This window comes from Opitutus sp. sgz309028, from assembly GCF_059821195.1.
The window spans coordinates 795219-811918 of record NZ_JCAMRR010000001.1; the positions used below are offsets into that span (position 1 = coordinate 795219).

The following is a 16700-nucleotide window of genomic DNA, read 5'->3' on the forward strand; positions in this document are numbered from 1 at the left end:
ACGAAACACACGAAAAGAATCACAGCGCGATCCGCTCGTATTCCACTTTGGGGAAGTGACCAAAATTCACCAACAGCCCAAGCCGATGTCCGGTTGCTCGAAGATAGTTATGCACCTGAGCCCGGTGTTCGTCAGCGAGCTTGGAAACGGCTTTGATCTCGAGAATGATCTTCTCGAAACAAAGAAAATCCGGCGTGTATGTCTGCCTTAACGGCCGACCTTTGTAACTCAAGGTGAGGCTTGGATGTTGAATGAAAGGAATCCCCCGGTCGCGCAGTTCCAGTTCGAGGCACTCCTGAAAAACGGCCTCCAGGAATCCACAGCCTTTCTCCTTATACACCTCGAAGCAGGCACCCATGAGTCGATAGGATTCTTCGGGATACAACAGGTCGCTCATCGGCTGGATTCCTTTCGTGTATTTCGTGTGTTTCGTGGTTTCTACACCGTCTCGTCACTGATCACGGCGCCGTTGCGGAGGCGGAGGCGGCGGTGGCATTTCTTCGCGAGTTCGAGGTCGTGCGTCACCAGCACCAGCGTCGTGGCACGTTCGCGGTTCAAACCGAAGATCAGCTCCGTCATCGCATGCGCCGTGTCGCCATCGAGGTTTCCCGTCGGCTCGTCGCAAAACAGGATCTTCGGCCGGTTCATGAACGCCCGCGCCAGCGCCACGCGCTGCTGTTCGCCGCCGGAGAGTTGCACCGGATAATGTTCGCAGCGCTCTCCCAACCCCACGCGCCCCAGGAGTTCGCGCGCCTCGTCCTCCCGGCCCGCTTCGCCGCGCAGCTCCACCGGCACGAGCACGTTCTCGAGCGCGGTCAGCGTGGGCACGAGTTGGAAATTCTGAAACACGAAGCCGACGTGCTCGTTGCGCACCCGCGCCCGCGCGTCCTCGTCGAGCTCGCCGATCGACGTGCCGGCGAGCGTCACGCTGCCCGTGCTCGGACGGTCGAGTCCCGCGCACAATCCGAGCAGCGTCGTCTTGCCGCTGCCGCTCGGGCCGACGATCGCCACGGTGGCGCCGCGGCCGATTTCGAAACTCACCTCGTGCAACACCGTGAGCGGCCCGGCCGCCGTTGGATAAGTTTTGGTCAGTCGCTCGACTTTCAGCATCGCGTGATCAGTCATGTGAAAATCCACGAAACACACGAACTTCACGAAAACGATGCTGAACTCTCCGTCGCGCCACCGGTTTTTCCCGCTCTTCCTTTTCGTGTCGTTCGTCGGCTTCGCAGTGGCGACCGCCTCCGCCGCACAAACGAAGACCATCGTCTTTTTCGGCGACAGCCTCACGGCCGGCTACGGGCTCGAGGATCCTTACACCGACGGCTACCCCGCGCGGATCCAGCAAAAGATCGACGCCGCGCAACTGCCCTTCCGCGTCGTCAATGCCGGCCTGAGCGGTGAGACGTCCGCCGGCGGCCTGCGCCGCGTCGATTGGATTCTCCGCCAGCCGATCGACATCTTCGTCCTCGCGCTCGGCGCCAACGACGGACTCCGCGGCCTCGAACCGTCCGTCACGCAGGCGAATCTGACGGCGATCCTCGAACGCGTCCGCGCTCGTCAACCGAACGCCCGACTCGTGGTCGCGGGCATGATGATGCCCGACAGCATGGGCGAAGCCTACGCGCGCGACTACGCGCAGGTGTTTCCCGCGGTGGCGGAAAAATTTCACGCCACGTTCATCCCGTTTCTGCTCGAAGGCGTCGCCGCTGACGACGATCTCAACCAGGTCGATCGCATCCACCCCAACGCCGAAGGCCACGCGCGCGTGGCCGAAACCGTCTGGAAAACCCTCGCGCCTTTGCTCGGCGAACGCCGCTGAACCTTCGCGGCGTCACGGCGCTTCGCCGGCCAGCTGCGCCGCATAGCGCGCGATCGCCCGCGTCGGCACGACGAACCGCCAGCCGGCGTCGGCGCGCCGCAGGTTCAAACTCACCGGCCGCAGTTCGCCGCGATCGTTCGCGACCGTGAGAAACAACACCGTGCGGTCCGGCCCATCGGCCGTCTGCCGCCACAGCTGCACCGGCGCCACGGCGACATCTTTCGCCGCGAGCAACGCCACCAGCCGCTCCGGCGCGGGATAATCGGCGCGCAACGTGGACGGGAGTTTCGCGAGCAGCGCGTCCGCGCGCACCTTGGCATCGCCTTCGAGGAGGAGCAGGCCCGCCAGGGTGTCGAGTTCGCCGCCGGTCGCCGCCCACAACGCCGTCTCGAGCGCGGCCTCCGGCGTGCCGGCGCCGACGTTCTGCCACAGCTCGGGTCGCGCGAAATTCCCCGCGGCGGGATTTTTCGGCGCCTCCAACGCCGGGAACGCGGCGCGCGCTTTTTTCAACCGCGCCACCTCGTCGTGCAACCGCGCCAGTTCCTGGCGTTCGCGCGCGAGCGTTGCCGCGTCGTCGGCCGAAGGTTGAACGGCGCGCAGCCGCGCGTTTTCCGCGGCGAGCGCCTGCACCTCGCGCTGCCGCTCGTGACGCACTCGCGCGGCGTCACGCGCCACGTTCAAGCGCTGCTGCTGCAAGGTGAGCGCGACGACGATCGCTACGGCGAAACCTCCGATCACGAGCCAGCGCGAGCGCATGATAAATCAGAACCAGCTTTCGTTGTTCACGGGCCGCGGCATGCCGCCAGGTTGGGCGGACGCGTCGAGGCTGAACGTGATCTCCTGTTCGAGCCGCGTATTCACCGGCCGCCAGCCCTTGATCCCGGGCTCGAACTTCCATTGCGCGACCGCCTCGATGGCCGCGGCTTCAAACTCCGGCCGTGTCGAGCGCACCGCGAACGCATCGCGCACTTCGCCTTGGGCATCGACGACGAAGCCCACGACGACCGAGCCGGCCGCGCCGGCCTCGCGCAACGCCGCGGGATATTTCGGCGGCACGCGCACGCTCGGCACCGGCAGCCGGTCCGGCTGGTTCGCGAGCTCCGCCGCGCGTTTCGCCGCGGCCACGCGGGCGAGCGCCGCGATCCGCTCGGCCTCGCGTTTCGCCTGCAGCGCCGCGTCCTGCTGCCGCGCGGTCGCGTCGGCCTGCGCGCGCAGCGCGTCGGCTTCGCTCCGGAGCCGTTTCAACTCCACCGCCTCGCCGCGGCTGCGTTCGGCGTCGGCGAGATTTTTCGCGAGCGCGGCGTTCTCCGTTTTGAGCGCGGCGACGCGTTGCGCCTCGACCTGCAGCGCCGCCTGCTCCTGCCGCAGCGCGCCGATTTCGTGATGTTGCACCGCCAAACCGGTCGCACCGGCCACCGCCAGCGCTCCGCTGATCCCGAGTTGTAATTTCGTCATGCCCATAAAAGCCGCCAGTCCCGCCGCGCCCGCGCCTCCGCCGGCCAGCGCGGCCGCGGTCACCGCGGCCGTCACGCCCGCCGGCGCCGCCGTGACCGCCTGGCTCGCGAGCGCCGCCGCCAGCGCACCGCTGGTCGAGGTTACACCGCGCCGTGTCAATCGCGCCTGCAGCCGCTCGAGCGCCCGCTCGACGCGCATCCGCGCCGCGTTCTCGCTCAACGCCAGCCGGGCGCCGATGTCGGCGAACGGTTTGTGTTCGAAAAAGCGCAGGAGGATCGCCTCGCGATCCACCGTCTTCAGTTCATTCATCGCGTCATCGAGCACGGGCCGCACGCGGTCCCAATCCACCTGCCGGTTGTCGTCTGCCGCTGGATCGATCATGGCCGCCTCCTGTTCGCGTCGCTGGCGCCGCCGTTCCGCGCGGACGAGTTTCGCCGCCGCGTATCGGGTGCTTACATACAGCCAGCCGGCGAGCACGCGCTGGTGGCGGAGCGCGGACGCCTTGCGGGCCAGGTCGACGAAGACGAGTTGCGCGGCATCCTCGGCCAGCTGCGCGTCGCCGTTGAGCTGGCGCAACGCCGCCGAGTGCACGAGGTTGACGTGGCGCCGCACCAGCTCGGCAAAGGCGGCCTCATCGCGTTCGGCCGCGTAGCGTTGGAGAAGTTCGGAGTCGTCCTTCATCGCGTTCACTTTCTAGCACCCGCCAGCGCCCAAAGCGCACACATTCTCGAAGCCATCTTCCGGAGCGCGCGCCGCCGGCGAAGCTCGGCGACGGATCGTTTGCCTGCGGGAGGCCGGCTGACCTGCTGTATGGCAACGCCTTTGCCCTTGCCCGTATCCACGGCCGCAGGCAGCGTCCCGCCCATGAAAACGCGGCTCCAGCTCCTCGCTTTTCTCGTCGTCCTCGCCGGCGGCCCGGTCGTGCACGCCCAGCTTGTTTGGACCGGCTTGACCAGCGGCGATGCGGCCAGCGCGGGAAACTGGAACAGCATTCCGAATTTCACAGCGTCAACCGTGGTCAATTTCGGCAACGCGACGAATTCGGCCCTCACCATCAATGCCGGCATCGTGCTCAAGGATCTGGAGTTTTCCGCCGATTCCGAGCGGCCGGGCTATTCGTTCTCCGGCACCGGCTCCGTCACGATCAACGGCGATCTGCGCGTGCTCGGCGCGGGCGGCGACGTGGAATTCTCGACAGGCTTGCCCATCACGCTCTGGGCGGGTGGCCACGCGGTCAACATCGCCAATGCCGGCACGACCGTGACCGTGAACGGCGCGATCGGCGAGATCGGCGGTTCCGCGAGCTTCACCTTGTCGGGCGCGGGCACGCTGGTTCTCGGCGGCAGCAACACGTTCACCGGCGGCACGACCATCAACGGCGGGATCCTCGTCATCTACAGCGACGCCGCGCTCGGCGTCGCGCCTTCCGTGGCGACTCCCGGTCACCTCATGCTCAACGGCGGCACACTGCGCACGGGGGCGAGTTTCACCCTCCATGCCAACCGCGGCCTCGCGTTGGGCTTTTCCGGCGGCACCCTGCAGGTCGACGGGGGCACCACCCTCACTTACGGCGGCACAATCACTGCTGCTGCCGAAGCCACGTTGGTGAAAACCGGCGACGGCCGGCTCGTCCTCAACGGCACCACGCCGTCAAATCCGCAGCACCTCCAGATCAACGCCGGCACTGTGGACCTCGCGGCGGCACAAACGCTCAACGCCGGCACGGACATCACCGTCGGCGTGGACGAAACGACCAATGCCGAACTGGCGATCAGCGCGAATCAGGAACTGCGGGCGCTTTCCGGCACCGGCACCGTCACGATCGGCGGCAGCCAGACACTCACGATCAATCTGCCCACCGCGCACAGCAGCACGTTCGACGGCCAGATCACGGGCGAAGGCACGTTCGAGAAAGCCGGACCGGGCTACTTCACGTTGACGGGGGTTAACACCTACAACGGCGGCACCAAGATCAGCGGCGGAGTCCTCGCCTTGAACGGCGGATCGATCTCGCACGAGGACAGCGACGTCTTCGTCGGCAACGCCCAGCTCCACGTCCAGAATGGCGGCCAACTCACTGCCAACCACGGCTGGATCGGCAAACCCCAGGGCGATTACGGTTTCGTCAGCGTCGACGGCAGGAACAGCCGCTGGGAAAACCGCAGCGATCTCTACGTCGGCTATCAGGGCAGCGGACACCTGAACATCACCGGGGGCGCCGAAGTCAGCGCCAGCAAAATCACCGTCGGAACGACGGCCGGCAGCATGGGCCACATCGTGGTGACCGGCTGGAGCGAGAGCGACGTGCCCACCGTCGATGTCGACCGCACGCCGAGCACGCTGGCGATCGACGGCGACTTCATACTTGGCGCGAATTTCGACGGCGAAACGGATACCAGTGCGCTCGGCAGTTTGTTCGTTTCCGAAGGAGGCCGGGTCATCAACTCCGGCGCCGCGACCCTTGGCGCCACCACCGGTGCGCATGGTTTCGCCATCATCGACGGCTCCGAGGGCGGCGCGTCCTGGACCGCCGGCAGTCTCACGATCGGCGACGCCGGTTCCGGTTTCGTCCTCGTGCAAAACGGCGGCAAGCTCAACGTCGGCGTCGAAGGCGATGGCACCATCACCTTGGGCGCAAACTCCGGCGCGGACTCATTGTCCGGCGGCACCCTTGTGATCGGCGCCGATCCGTGGGACGAAGAATCGGAGGGCGCCCCCGCCGCCGGCGGCATCGTCAACGCCGCCGTTGTCACCACCGGCACCAGTCACGGAAACCTGGTGTTCAACACCGACACGAGTCGCGAGGCACCCTACTATTTCACCAAGGACGGCACGGCCGACGGCGCGGCCGTGACGATTTCGGGCAACACCCAGGTCCAGTTCATGAGTGGCTACAACGTGCTTAAGGGCCAGCACGACTACACAGGGGCCACGCAGATCGCCGGCGGCACCCTCGCCTTTGCCAACGACGACGCCCTTCCCGCGTCTTCGAAGCTTTGGATCAGCGACGGGGCCTCGCTTCTCGTCAACTTCGACCAAACCATCGCCGGCATCCTCAACTTGGCGGCCACCGAAGCGTCGATCGTCATTGAAGGCGGCCAGAAGCTCACGATCGCGATGCCCGCCGGCGGACACGACAGCTATCACACGATGAGCGCCTTCGACGGCGTGATTTCCGGCGACGGCGAGCTCCTCGTGCAGGGCACTACCTTCGATGACGGTTTGCTCGTGCCCACGCTCCTCAGTCTCGGCGGTGCGAACACCTTCACCGGCGGCACCACACTTTCGAGCGGCATCCTCGAGTTCGCCGACGGCGCACTCGGCTCCGGCTCGGTCACGATGGACGGCGGACAGCTCCGCTGGAAATCCGGCAATTCGCAGGATGTTTCGGCGCAGATCGTCATGCCCGCCGGCAGAAACGCTCTTTTCGATCCCAACGGCGGCCACGTCACCTTCGCGAATCCGATCGGCGGCAACACCTCCGCGTCACTCACGCTCGCCGGTCATGGCACGTTGACGGTGTCCGGCAGCAACACCTACACCGGCACCACGACCGTGACGCGCGGCACGCTGCTCGTGAACCACGCCGACGCTCTGGCTTCTGCGCTCGTGCAAGTCGGCGGTGCGACCGATCGCGCCAAGTTCGGCGGCATCGGCGGCATTGCGGGCTCCGTGAACCTGTTGTCCAACGGCGGCATCTCCGCGGGCGGATTCGACAGCATCGGGACCTTGTCCGTCGGCAGCGCCCAGTTCTCCGGCGGCTCGTTCATCGAATTCAAAATCGCCAGTCTCACGGGCGAAGCCGGCACCGACTGGAATCTCCTCAACGTGAGCGGCACGCTCACGTTCGACGGCACGATCAACGCCGGCAACCCGATCACCATCTACATCACCGGCATCGGCGCCCTCGCCGATGGCAGCCCCACCTTCACCGAAACGTCCTACCAATGGATGTTCGCCACCGCGGGCAACATCGTCGGCTTCGACGCGCAGAAGTTCGTTTTCGACACCGACGACGTCGGCGCCTTCAGCATCGCCCGCATCGACAACAATCTCTTCATCAAGCTCAACCCCGCCGCCGTCCCCGAACCATCGACCTGGGCGCTGATGATCACGGGCCTCGCGATCATCGGCCTCGGTGCCTGGCGCCGAAAGAAATAACCCCGTTCACGTTCGCGGCGCCGCGCCTCTGTCACTGCAGCGCCTGAGCGCGCCGCACCAGGTCCACGAATTCGGCCCGATAGCCGCCGGCGTCCTGCGCCAGACCCGCCTCGGCCCATTGCTGCACGAGCGCAAACGTCGCCGCGCCCTGGTGCGGCGAATCGCGCAGCAGCAGGCCGAAGCCCGCCACCGCCGCCGCGAACTTGAAATCGTCGCTCGCGTCCGCGAAGCGCCCCCCGCGGTCGACCAGCGGAAACTCCAGCCGGCGGCTCTGCGCGGCCCCGGGTTCCTTGTAACGGATTTTCAACGTCAGCAATTCGTCTGCAAAATCGGCCCGCGCCGCGGTCTCCGCCGACGCCGGAACGGTCGCGTATTTCAGCGGCTCCACGGTCCCGGTCTCGCCGCTGTCGTCGCCGCCCGCCGGCACGACTTCATACAACGCCGTCACCGTGTGCCCCGCCCCGATCTCGCCGGCATCGACCGCATCATTGTTGAAATCCTCCTTCTGCAGCCGGCGCTTCTCGTAACCGATCAGCCGATACGCCGCCACCCGCGCGGGATTGAACTCCACCTGCAGCTTTACGTCCTGCGCGACCGTCACGAGCGTGCCGCTGACCTGCTCGACCAGCAGCTTCTCCGCCTCGCGGCGCGTATCCACATAACCATAACTGCCGTTGCCGCGATCCGCGAGCTGCTGGAGCGTCGCGTCCTTCAGATTGCCCATGCCAAAGCCGAGCACCGTCAGGAACACGCCCGATTTCGCCTTTTCCTGGATCAGCCGCGTGAGCTCGCCCTCGCTGGTCACGCCGACATTGAAGTCGCCGTCCGTGCACAGGATCACGCGGTTCACGCCGCCGGAAACGAAGTTCGCCTTCGCGATATCGTAAGCGAGCTGGAGGCCCATCGCGCCGTTCGTCGATCCCTCTGGGCGCAGCTGATCGAGCGCCGCCTCGATCTCGCGCGCCTTCGCCGCCGGGGTCGACGGCAGCGCCAGTCCGCTCGCGCCGGCATACGTCACGATCGCGACGCGATCGTCGGTCCGCAGCCGCGCGAGCAGGAGGCGCAACGATTCCTTCACGAGCGGGAGCTTGTTCGGCGCGTTCATCGAACCCGACACATCCAGCAGGAAAACGAGATTGGCCGCGCCGCGCTCGCCCGCTGCCACTTCGCGCGCTTTCAAACCGATCCGCACGAGCCGGTGCGCTGGCGCCCACGGCGCCTCGGCGACTTCCATCGACGCGGCGAAGGGCGCTCCGTCGCTCGGCGGCGCATAACGATACGGGAAATAGTTCAACAGCTCCTCGATGCGCACCGCGTCGACCGGCGGACGCCGGCCCGCCAGCAACATGCGGCGGACATTCGCATAACTCGCCGTGTCGACATCGGCGGAGAACGTCGACAGCGGGTGGTCGCGCGTCCGCAGAAACTCGCTCTCCGCCCGATACGAGTAAGCTTCGGTTGAGAGTTCCGGAGCCGGAAAGTAATTGGCCCGCAGGGCCGCGGCCGTCGCGCCGCCGCCGGAGACGAAGCGCGCGGCGGACTGCGCGGCCAGGCGAACGTCGCGCTCACGACGCGCCTGCGCCTGCTCGCGGGCGGCGTCCAAGCTTTCGACCCGGAACTGCATCGCCGCCATTTTTTTGTCCATTTGCTCCGAGAGCACCTGCGCCACTAAGCCCGACGCCGCTGTCGACTCGGCGTCGTCGGGGGCTGTCGTTACGACGGGCAGATTTGCCGCCACCGGCAGCGACATTTTCTGAGACGCGTGCACCGGACGCGGCGGCGGTTCGTAAAGCACCGCGACCACCGCAAAGCACGCCGCCGCCAATCCGCCGATCACGTAGTAGACCTGCGGAAACCGCAGCACGCGCGGGGAATTGTCGCGCGCATAAGGATCGCGAACCGCCGGCACCGTCTCCGCAGCGCTCTCGTGGGCGAGAGCGGATTCCAGCTGCGCGGCCGTCGCGCGGATTTCCTCCACGACGGAACGCGCGGCGGGATTCGCGGCAACCAGCGCCTCGACCTCTGCGCGTTCCGTCGCATCGAGCTCTCCCAAGGCATACGCGGTCAGCCGGGGATCGTCTGAAAATTGCGTCGTGTCGTTCATGTTCCGCCGAGGATCATCCTCTTTCGTGTGCTTCGTTTTTGTGGCTTCGTTGCTCGCGCCCGTGGCGTGGCCTCAGGGTTGCTGCGCGGCGAACTCCGTGCGCAACCGGGTGACGGCTTTGTGAATCAGGAATCCGACATTCGTCACCGAGAGCGACGTGATCCGGCTGATTTCCTTGTAGCTGAAACCGTTTTGAAATTTGAGCCGCACGACTTCCTGCTGGTTCGGCGGCAGGCGGTCGATCAATCGCAGCACCGCCGCGTGGGTTTCCTCCCGCTCGAGCGTCCGCCCCGGCCGCGGCTCCGCGGTGGTGACGCGCTCGGCCTCGCCCTCCTCGAAGCGTTTCATGCGATGCTCCTTTCGCAGCACGTCCATCGCGCGGTTGCGGCAGACCGTGAAAAGCCATTCCACCGCGTGCCCGTCGACCGCCTCGACCGGCTGCGCCATGAGCCGCACGAACGCATCCTGCACGACATCGCGCGCGCGGTCGCTGTCGCCGAGCAGCCGCGTCGCATAGCGGACGAGCGGCGCCCGTTGTTCGGCAAAAACGCGTTCCAGAAATGCAGCAGCATCGGCGTCCCCTGCTTTCGGTTGATCGTTGGACATGGGGTTCTGGAAGCTAAACGCGGCAGCGCCACGTTTCTTAGCCGAAAGCGCGAAAATTCCGCAAGCCGGCGAGGCTCACGAGTCCTGGTTTATTCGACGCCGGGTGCCCGCCGCCGAAGGCCGCTACCTTTTCAGCGTGCGCTCCAACGCGCGACATCCGCCGCCGTCGCGGGCACCAATGGTGCGGTCGATTCGCCCGTCCAGCGATGCAACCTCACTTCGCCGGTCTGCTGGCCGCGGGTCCCGGAGTTCACCGCGAGATAGAACAACCCGCCGCCGATCGGCTGCAATCCGACGTCGGCTTTTTGATTCCAGCCCCGAAGGCCGGTCGCGGGATCCTTGAGACCGTCGTTCGCGAGCGCGAGCAACTGACCTTGCTCCGCGCCGTCGCCGTGCGTCGCCGGAACGCCGATCAGATCGCCGCGGAGGGGGCGCGTTCGCGCGTCGATTGCGAACATGCCGTAATTCGGAAACGACGGTTTCTTGCCTTTATAAACACCCAAAAACCAGCGCTGCAGCGCGGCGTCATAGGCCAGGTTCTGCACGCCGTAGGTCGTATTGCCGGTCCGCACGAAATACTTGCCTTGGGCTTTTGCGGGGCCGCTGTGGTGGGGCGTCGCCTCCACCAGCGGTCGCTCGTAACGCTTCCAATCCGTGATGTCGTATTGCAGCAACACTTGGTGATCGTTGTCCGTGCGGCCAAGATTGCTGTAGATGCCATAGGCCACGGTGAGCAGCGGCGGGCCGTCAGCGCGACCAAACACCGGCCCGAAACTCACCCCGTCGATGCCGGAGCAGCCGTAGCGGTGGTCCGGCGTGTCGGCGACATCGCCGTCGAACACCCCGTCGCCGTTCAGATCGGCGGCGTAGTCCTTGGCAACTTCAGGCAAATAAACGGTGCGGAAAATCTCGGAATTCGCCGCCTCGATGCCGACGCGGTCGATCCGGTTCACGTCGATGACCGCAATATAGAACGCCTTATCCTTTTTATATTCGAGCGAACCATAGACTCGTCCGTCGCGCGGGTTGAAATCGAGATCGCCCAGATGTCCGGCCCAGCCGACGAGCGTGCCGACGAGTTTGCCATTGAAATCGTATTTCGCGAGCAGCGTCGTGAACGAATAATAAATATGACCGCCCGCGAGATCCACCGCGATTCCCTGCACGTGGCTGGTCGGCCAGGTGCCGCCGTTCTGCTGGAGCGGCGGACGGGGAGCGGCGCCCGACGGCGCGGCCATCGCCACGGCGGCGGAAACCAGCAACGGAATCAGCGAGAGGAACTTTTTCATGACAGCGAGGAGGTTGGTTTTGAAAAACGGAATCCCGCGGCCGCGCTCCTGGCGAGCGACGCAGCCGCGGGGTGACTTGAACGAGCGAACCTTGTTTAGAAAGTGCCCTTGATGCCCGCGCTCCACAAGGAGCCGTAAACATCGTAGAGGTAAATTCGTCCGGGAACGTTCGAGTATTGAACCGAGGGAGCGTTGAAGATGTTGCGACCCGACAGCATCAGCTCGAAATGCTTCGTGAGCCGGTAACTGGCGCTGATGCTCCAGAGTTCGCGGGCGGCGAGCCAGCGAATGCCGGTGTTGTTGGTCTTCTCCGTGTCGCTCAGCGAGCCAAGCCGGGAGGCGGCCTGCCAGGTGCCGTTGATTTGAACATTGAACCGGCCGTAGCGGTAGCGCGCCCCCCAGTTCGCCACGCGGTTCGGCACGCCGATGCGAACGCCGTCGGCGATCACCCGCGTGACCGAACCGTAGAGGCCGAGGCCCTTCAGGGCACCGGGCAGAAACGTGAGCTGTTGATTGTATTCGAACGTGACGCCGTCGGTTTCGAACGTGCCGATGCCGTTTTGCGCGCTGACGAACGTGTAGCCCGGATAATCGCTCGGACTGTAGCCGACCGACTCCGGGTCGACCGTCAGGCCCGGCTGCTGCATATCGTTGAGACGAAGTTTATAGTAAGAGAGGCCGACCATACCGGACGGCTCGAGGAAATATTGCAGCCCCGCATAATACTTCCGCGAATGTTCGGGCTTCAGCTCCGGATTCGGCACTGTGACCGTCTGCGTGTTGTCGTTGACCGACGTCACCCCGCCGAGATTGCCATAATCGGGCCGGAGAATCGCATCGCTGAACGCCAGCTGGCCGACGAGCTTCTTGGTGAAATCGTATTTCACACCGCCGCTGACGAACCAGTCGTCATAGGAGCCGTGACGGGTGTTCTGCTGGCCGTTTTTATACTTGTAGAGAACGCCCTCGACGGTGTTGAGGGCGTAACCGGCGTCGGTCACCTCCTTGTCGGGCCGGACGTCCGAGACCGCGGCTTCGGTCTTGGTTTTTTCATAACGAAGCCCCAGATCGAAGCGGGCCTTGCCGACGCGCGTCTGGCCTTCGAGATAGGCGGCGCCGATCTCCTCGGAAATCTTTTTATTGTTCTGCAGCTTCCGCGTGAGATTGCCGACCTCGTCCGGCACGAAATAGTCCGGATGATCCTTGTAGATATCGTAAACCCCGTAGTTGCTGTCCGCGCGCCAGTTTTGGGCGGTCACGTTGCCGCCGCGGCCATCGAGATTAAGGTCGAACTTGTAGTTTTGCGTCCACGGAATCACCGCCTCCGGCGCCTTTTGCGTGAGGTCATGCGTGGGACCGACGTATTGAAATTGTTGGTAAGAACCCTCGTTCGTCTTCCAATCGTTGGTCCGGCCGCCAAAGCCGCCGAGTATCGTGACCGGAAGACCCCGGACGCGGAGCTGTTTTTTGAGGTCGAGATAACCGCTATACATTTCATTCACCGCGTCGGACTCGGAGGTGCGGATGTTGTTGCCGATGTCGTCGTCGCGATTCCAGCTCATCGGATCGCTCCAGGAACGGCCGGCGGTCTGCGCCAGCGTCCACGTCGGCGAATCCTCGGAGGGCCGTTCCGCGACGAAACCGAGACGGGAGATCCAGTTGTCGGTGCGGACGAAGAAGCCCTTGCTGTTGTCGCGGAAATTGAACTCGGACCGCGAATAGCTGCCGCGCAGCGCCGCCTGCCAGGTGTCGCCCTTGTATTCGAGTTTCGGAGCGAGCACGAATGCCGGCGTGCCCGCGTAGCGATGCGAATACTCCGTGCGCAAACGGGGGCTGCTGCCGCCGGTCACGGCCGCGCCAGTCGTGGCGTTGACCGGGCTCGCAACCAGCCGCGTGATGCTGCTGCTCGTGGGCTGCGTGGCGACCGGCGCATAGAGATATGTATATTGGTTTACATACTCGACATCGTAGAACGAATAGCTGCTGCGCCAGGAAAACACGAGCTCCGGCGTGAGCCGGTAATCCAGACTCAGGTTCGCCGCTTCGCGATGGGTCATCTTCGGGCCCGGGCGGAACAGGATGTCGTTGAGCTTCGGCGTCTCGACCGTCGCCCCGGCCGCGGGCGTATTATAGTTATAACGCATCTGCACGCGGTCCTGCTGGACGAAATTCGCATTATAGCTGGCGTTGAACTCCACGCCGAGGCGTCCGTCGAAAAAGATATCGGCGTAACCGAACTGGCCGGAAGGAAAGATACGCTGGTGCTTGCGGTCGTCCGGGAAGTATTCGCGCTTGAACTCGGCGTCCGAGGTGCCGACGCCGTAAACCTGAAACACGATCGAGCGCCCGCTGCGCTGGAACGCATATTTGCTGCGCAGGTTGATCGTGCCGCCGGGAGAATCGGCATCCATGCTCGCGGTGAGCGTGTTGTTCACCTCGATCGACTCGATGCCCGTGATCGACATCTGCTCAAACGAGTTTTGCCGGCCGGCGTTGTTGTTCGAGGTCGCGGTCGCCATGCGGGCACCGTCGGTCGTGAAATTCGAATACTTCGGCTCGAGGCCGCCGATGCGGACGGCGCTGGTGTCGACTTCCACATAATCGAGCGACAGCCCGGGGACCGATTTCATGAACTCGCCGACGTCGCCCATGGTGAGCTCGCCGTAATTGTCGGCGGCGACGACGTTCTTGGCGTTGATCGACGCGCGTCGCTCCATGATGGCCTTCGCCTGGCCGCTGCGCGATCCGGCGACTTCGAGCTTCTCCAGTTGCACCACCTTTTCGCCGTCAGTCCCGGCTCCGGCGTAGGACGTTTCCTGAAGTCGGAAATCGTGGGCGACGACCTGTCCGGCGACAACCGTCACGACGGCCCTGGTTTCCTGCAGGCCTGTGTAGGTGGCGACCAGCGTGGCTTCGCCCGCGGGCACTCCCGTCAGGCTGAAATCACCGCCATCTTCCGAATAGACGACGATCGGAGTGCCCACGACGCGAATCTCGGCGTTGCGGATATACTCGTTGCTCGCCGCATTGAACACGCGGCCGCGCACGCCGCCGGCGGCGGTCTGCGCGTCCACACTGGAAACCAACAGCATCAGGCCGGCCAACAGGCCGGAGAAGAACCGCGCCAGACGCGCAGGGGGGAGGGAGGTGTGTGCAGGGGACATAACGGAACGGGAAATACGATATCGAATAAATATTCTGAACAGGATTACACTACAGCGGGGTGTCCCCCGCGGCTTCAAACCCGAAACCGGGCGGGGAGGTTAAGATTCGGTGACGCACCGGATGACGCGTTCGGCGGCGCCAGGGTTATCTCTTCTGCACACGAGGCGCAGGCGGGGGCAAAAACCGGAGGCGAATCCGGCCAGCGGAACAGGGGTTGGGGAAACATGGGGTATCGGCAGGTTGTGAATATCTATTCAGCATTCCGATTCGCACATCAAAAGAACATGCCGGGACCATTGTCAAGCTTCGGGCCGCGGGGTCGGCGATTACGGCGGAGGCGGGGCGACGGAACCAACGGGTGGCTCCGTCTCGCGCCGCCTGCGGGAAACTTGCCACGAGCCCGGGAGCGGGCTCCTTGGTGCCATGCGGTTCTCCCGATTTTTTTTCGTGCTGGGTGCCGGACTTGCGGCGGCCCTGCTGCTCGCTTCCTGCGCGCGTCGGGAAACCTCCGCGGATGCTGCCGTCCGCGAGCGGACGCTGTTGCTCGGCAATCTTTCGGAGCCGGCCGATCTCGATCCGCACCTCGTCACCGCCTACACCGATCAAAACATCCTCGTCGCGCTCTTCGAGGGGCTCACCGCGCTGGATGAGAAAACCTCCCTGCCCGTCCCGGCGGTCGCGGAGCGTTGGGAGATTTCCGACGACGGACTCGTTTATACCTTCCATCTCCGCCCCACCGCTCGTTGGTCCAGCGGCGATCGCGTCACCGCTCACGATTTCGTCTACTCTTTCCGGCGCCTCCTTTCGCCCGCGCTCGCCTCCGAGTATTCCTATATGCTCTGGCCGGTCAGAAATGCCGAAGCCTTCAACACGGGGAAACTCACTGACTTCTCCGCGGTTGGCGTGACGGCGATCGACGACGGCACGCTGCGACTCACGCTGGCGCGTCCGACGCCTTACCTGCTCGCGCTGGCCGCGCACCCGACCTGGTTCCCCGTGCACCGCGCCACGATCGAAAAGTTCGGTCGCGTCGATCAGCGCAGCACGGCCTGGACCCGGCCGGGGAATCTGGTCGGAAACGGCGCATTCACGCTCGCCGAATGGTCGCCCAACGCCCGCCTCGTCGTGGCCCGCAACCCGCACTATTGGGACGCCGCCCACAACCACCTCGAACGCGTGGTGTTTTTTCCCACCGAAAGTCCCGACGTCGAGGAACGTGATTTCCGCGCGGGCCAGGTGCACATCACCTACGGCATCCCCGTCGAGAAGATCGCCCGTTACCAACAGGACGCGCCGGCGAAGCTCCGCCTCGATCCGTTCCTCCAGACTTTTTTTCTGCGTTTCAACGTCACCCGTCCGCCCCTTGACGATCCGCGGGTGCGCCGCGCGCTCGCGCTCGCGATCGATCGCGATGCGATTGCACGCCAGGTGTTGCGCGGCTCGCGTCCGCCCGCGACGCACCTCACTCCACCCGATTGCGCCGGCTACACCGCGCGGGCGGAGCTCGGTTTCGATCCTGCCGCCGCCCGCCAGCTCCTCGCGGACGCCGGTTTCGCCAACGGCCGAAGCTTCCCCACCATCGAGCTGCAGGTCCGCAACGACGACACGCAGCCGAAGGTTGCCGAAGCGCTGCAAGGCATGTGGCAGCAGACGCTCGGCGTTCACGTGAGCATCGCTCCCTTCGAGCAGAAGACCTGGCTGCAAAACCAGCAGACGCAGCACTACGCGATCGCGTTCTCCGGCTGGGCGGGCGACTTCGCGGATCCTGCCACGTTTCTCGACCTGTTCGTGGGCAACGGCGGCAACAACTGGACCGGCTGGGCTGACGCCGATTACGACCGGCTCATTGCGAGCGCCGCCCGCACGAGCGAACCCGCCGCCCGCCGCGAACTGTTCCAACAAGCCGAAACCCGGCTCCTCGACGCCGCGCCGATCGCGCCCCTCTACTTCGGCGCGCGCACCTACCTGATTCATCCCGCGGTGAAAAACTGGGAACCCTCCCTGCTCGGCTTTCATCGCTACCAGCGCGTGCGGCTCGAACCCGTGCAACCCTAGCACCGCGCCAACCCGCGATCCAAGCCGCCGAAACGCTTGTCGG

The 16700-nt window shown here is 65.0% G+C and carries 11 protein-coding genes; 3 read left to right on the plus strand and 8 right to left on the minus strand.

The features are described from left to right. Window positions 1–19: 19 nt before the first annotated feature. Window positions 20–397: a GxxExxY protein gene (locus tag AC6RV7_RS03025; RefSeq protein ID WP_500092422.1), complete on the minus strand. Its 378-nt coding sequence runs from the start codon at window positions 395–397 to the stop codon at window positions 20–22. 41 nt (window positions 398–438) lie between these two features. Then, window positions 439–1125 carry an ABC transporter ATP-binding protein gene (locus tag AC6RV7_RS03030; RefSeq protein WP_500092423.1) on the minus strand — a complete coding sequence of 229 codons (687 nt, stop codon included), beginning with the start codon at window positions 1123–1125 and terminating at the stop codon, window positions 439–441. 37 nt (window positions 1126–1162) lie between these two features. On the opposite strand from AC6RV7_RS03030, the gene AC6RV7_RS03035 reads away from it, so the two are divergent. Further along, a complete protein-coding gene (locus AC6RV7_RS03035; protein WP_500092424.1) occupies window positions 1163–1822 on the plus strand; it encodes an arylesterase in 660 nt (219 codons plus the stop codon). 12 nt (window positions 1823–1834) lie between these two features. Here the strand turns inward: AC6RV7_RS03035 and AC6RV7_RS03040 are convergent, their stop codons facing one another. Together AC6RV7_RS03040 and AC6RV7_RS03045 are read right to left on the minus strand one after the other, a co-directional pair. Further along, on the minus strand, window positions 1835–2578 hold the full coding sequence (locus tag AC6RV7_RS03040) for a hypothetical protein (protein WP_500092425.1): 744 nt from the start codon (window positions 2576–2578) through the stop codon (window positions 1835–1837). 6 nt (window positions 2579–2584) lie between these two features. Then, on the minus strand, window positions 2585–3958 hold the full coding sequence (locus AC6RV7_RS03045; protein ID WP_500092426.1) for a TonB family protein: 1374 nt from the start codon (window positions 3956–3958) through the stop codon (window positions 2585–2587). A 183-nt stretch (window positions 3959–4141) separates the two neighbouring features. Between AC6RV7_RS03045 and AC6RV7_RS03050 the strand changes: the two genes are divergently transcribed. Continuing rightward, window positions 4142–7438, plus strand: a complete 3297-nt coding sequence (locus AC6RV7_RS03050; RefSeq protein WP_500092427.1) for a beta strand repeat-containing protein — start codon at window positions 4142–4144, stop codon at window positions 7436–7438. Between the two features lie 31 nt (window positions 7439–7469). Here AC6RV7_RS03050 and AC6RV7_RS03055 read toward each other — a convergent pair whose 3' ends face one another. The 4 genes from AC6RV7_RS03055 to AC6RV7_RS03070 form a co-directional block, all read right to left on the minus strand. After that, window positions 7470–9542 (minus strand): YfbK domain-containing protein, encoded by a 2073-nt coding sequence (locus AC6RV7_RS03055; protein ID WP_500092428.1) that lies wholly within the window; start codon window positions 9540–9542, stop codon window positions 7470–7472. A gap of 72 nt (window positions 9543–9614) precedes the next feature. Then, on the minus strand, window positions 9615–10148 hold the full coding sequence (locus tag AC6RV7_RS03060; protein ID WP_500092429.1) for an RNA polymerase sigma factor: 534 nt from the start codon (window positions 10146–10148) through the stop codon (window positions 9615–9617). A 131-nt stretch (window positions 10149–10279) separates the two neighbouring features. Further along, window positions 10280–11437 (minus strand): hypothetical protein, encoded by a 1158-nt coding sequence (locus AC6RV7_RS03065; RefSeq protein ID WP_500092430.1) that lies wholly within the window; start codon window positions 11435–11437, stop codon window positions 10280–10282. A 95-nt stretch (window positions 11438–11532) separates the two neighbouring features. Next, window positions 11533–14601: a TonB-dependent receptor domain-containing protein gene (locus AC6RV7_RS03070; RefSeq protein WP_500092431.1), complete on the minus strand. Its 3069-nt coding sequence runs from the start codon at window positions 14599–14601 to the stop codon at window positions 11533–11535. Between the two features lie 424 nt (window positions 14602–15025). Between AC6RV7_RS03070 and AC6RV7_RS03075 the strand changes: the two genes are divergently transcribed. After that, window positions 15026–16657 (plus strand): peptide ABC transporter substrate-binding protein, encoded by a 1632-nt coding sequence (locus AC6RV7_RS03075; RefSeq protein WP_500092432.1) that lies wholly within the window; start codon window positions 15026–15028, stop codon window positions 16655–16657. The last annotated feature ends 43 nt before the right edge of the window (window positions 16658–16700 follow it).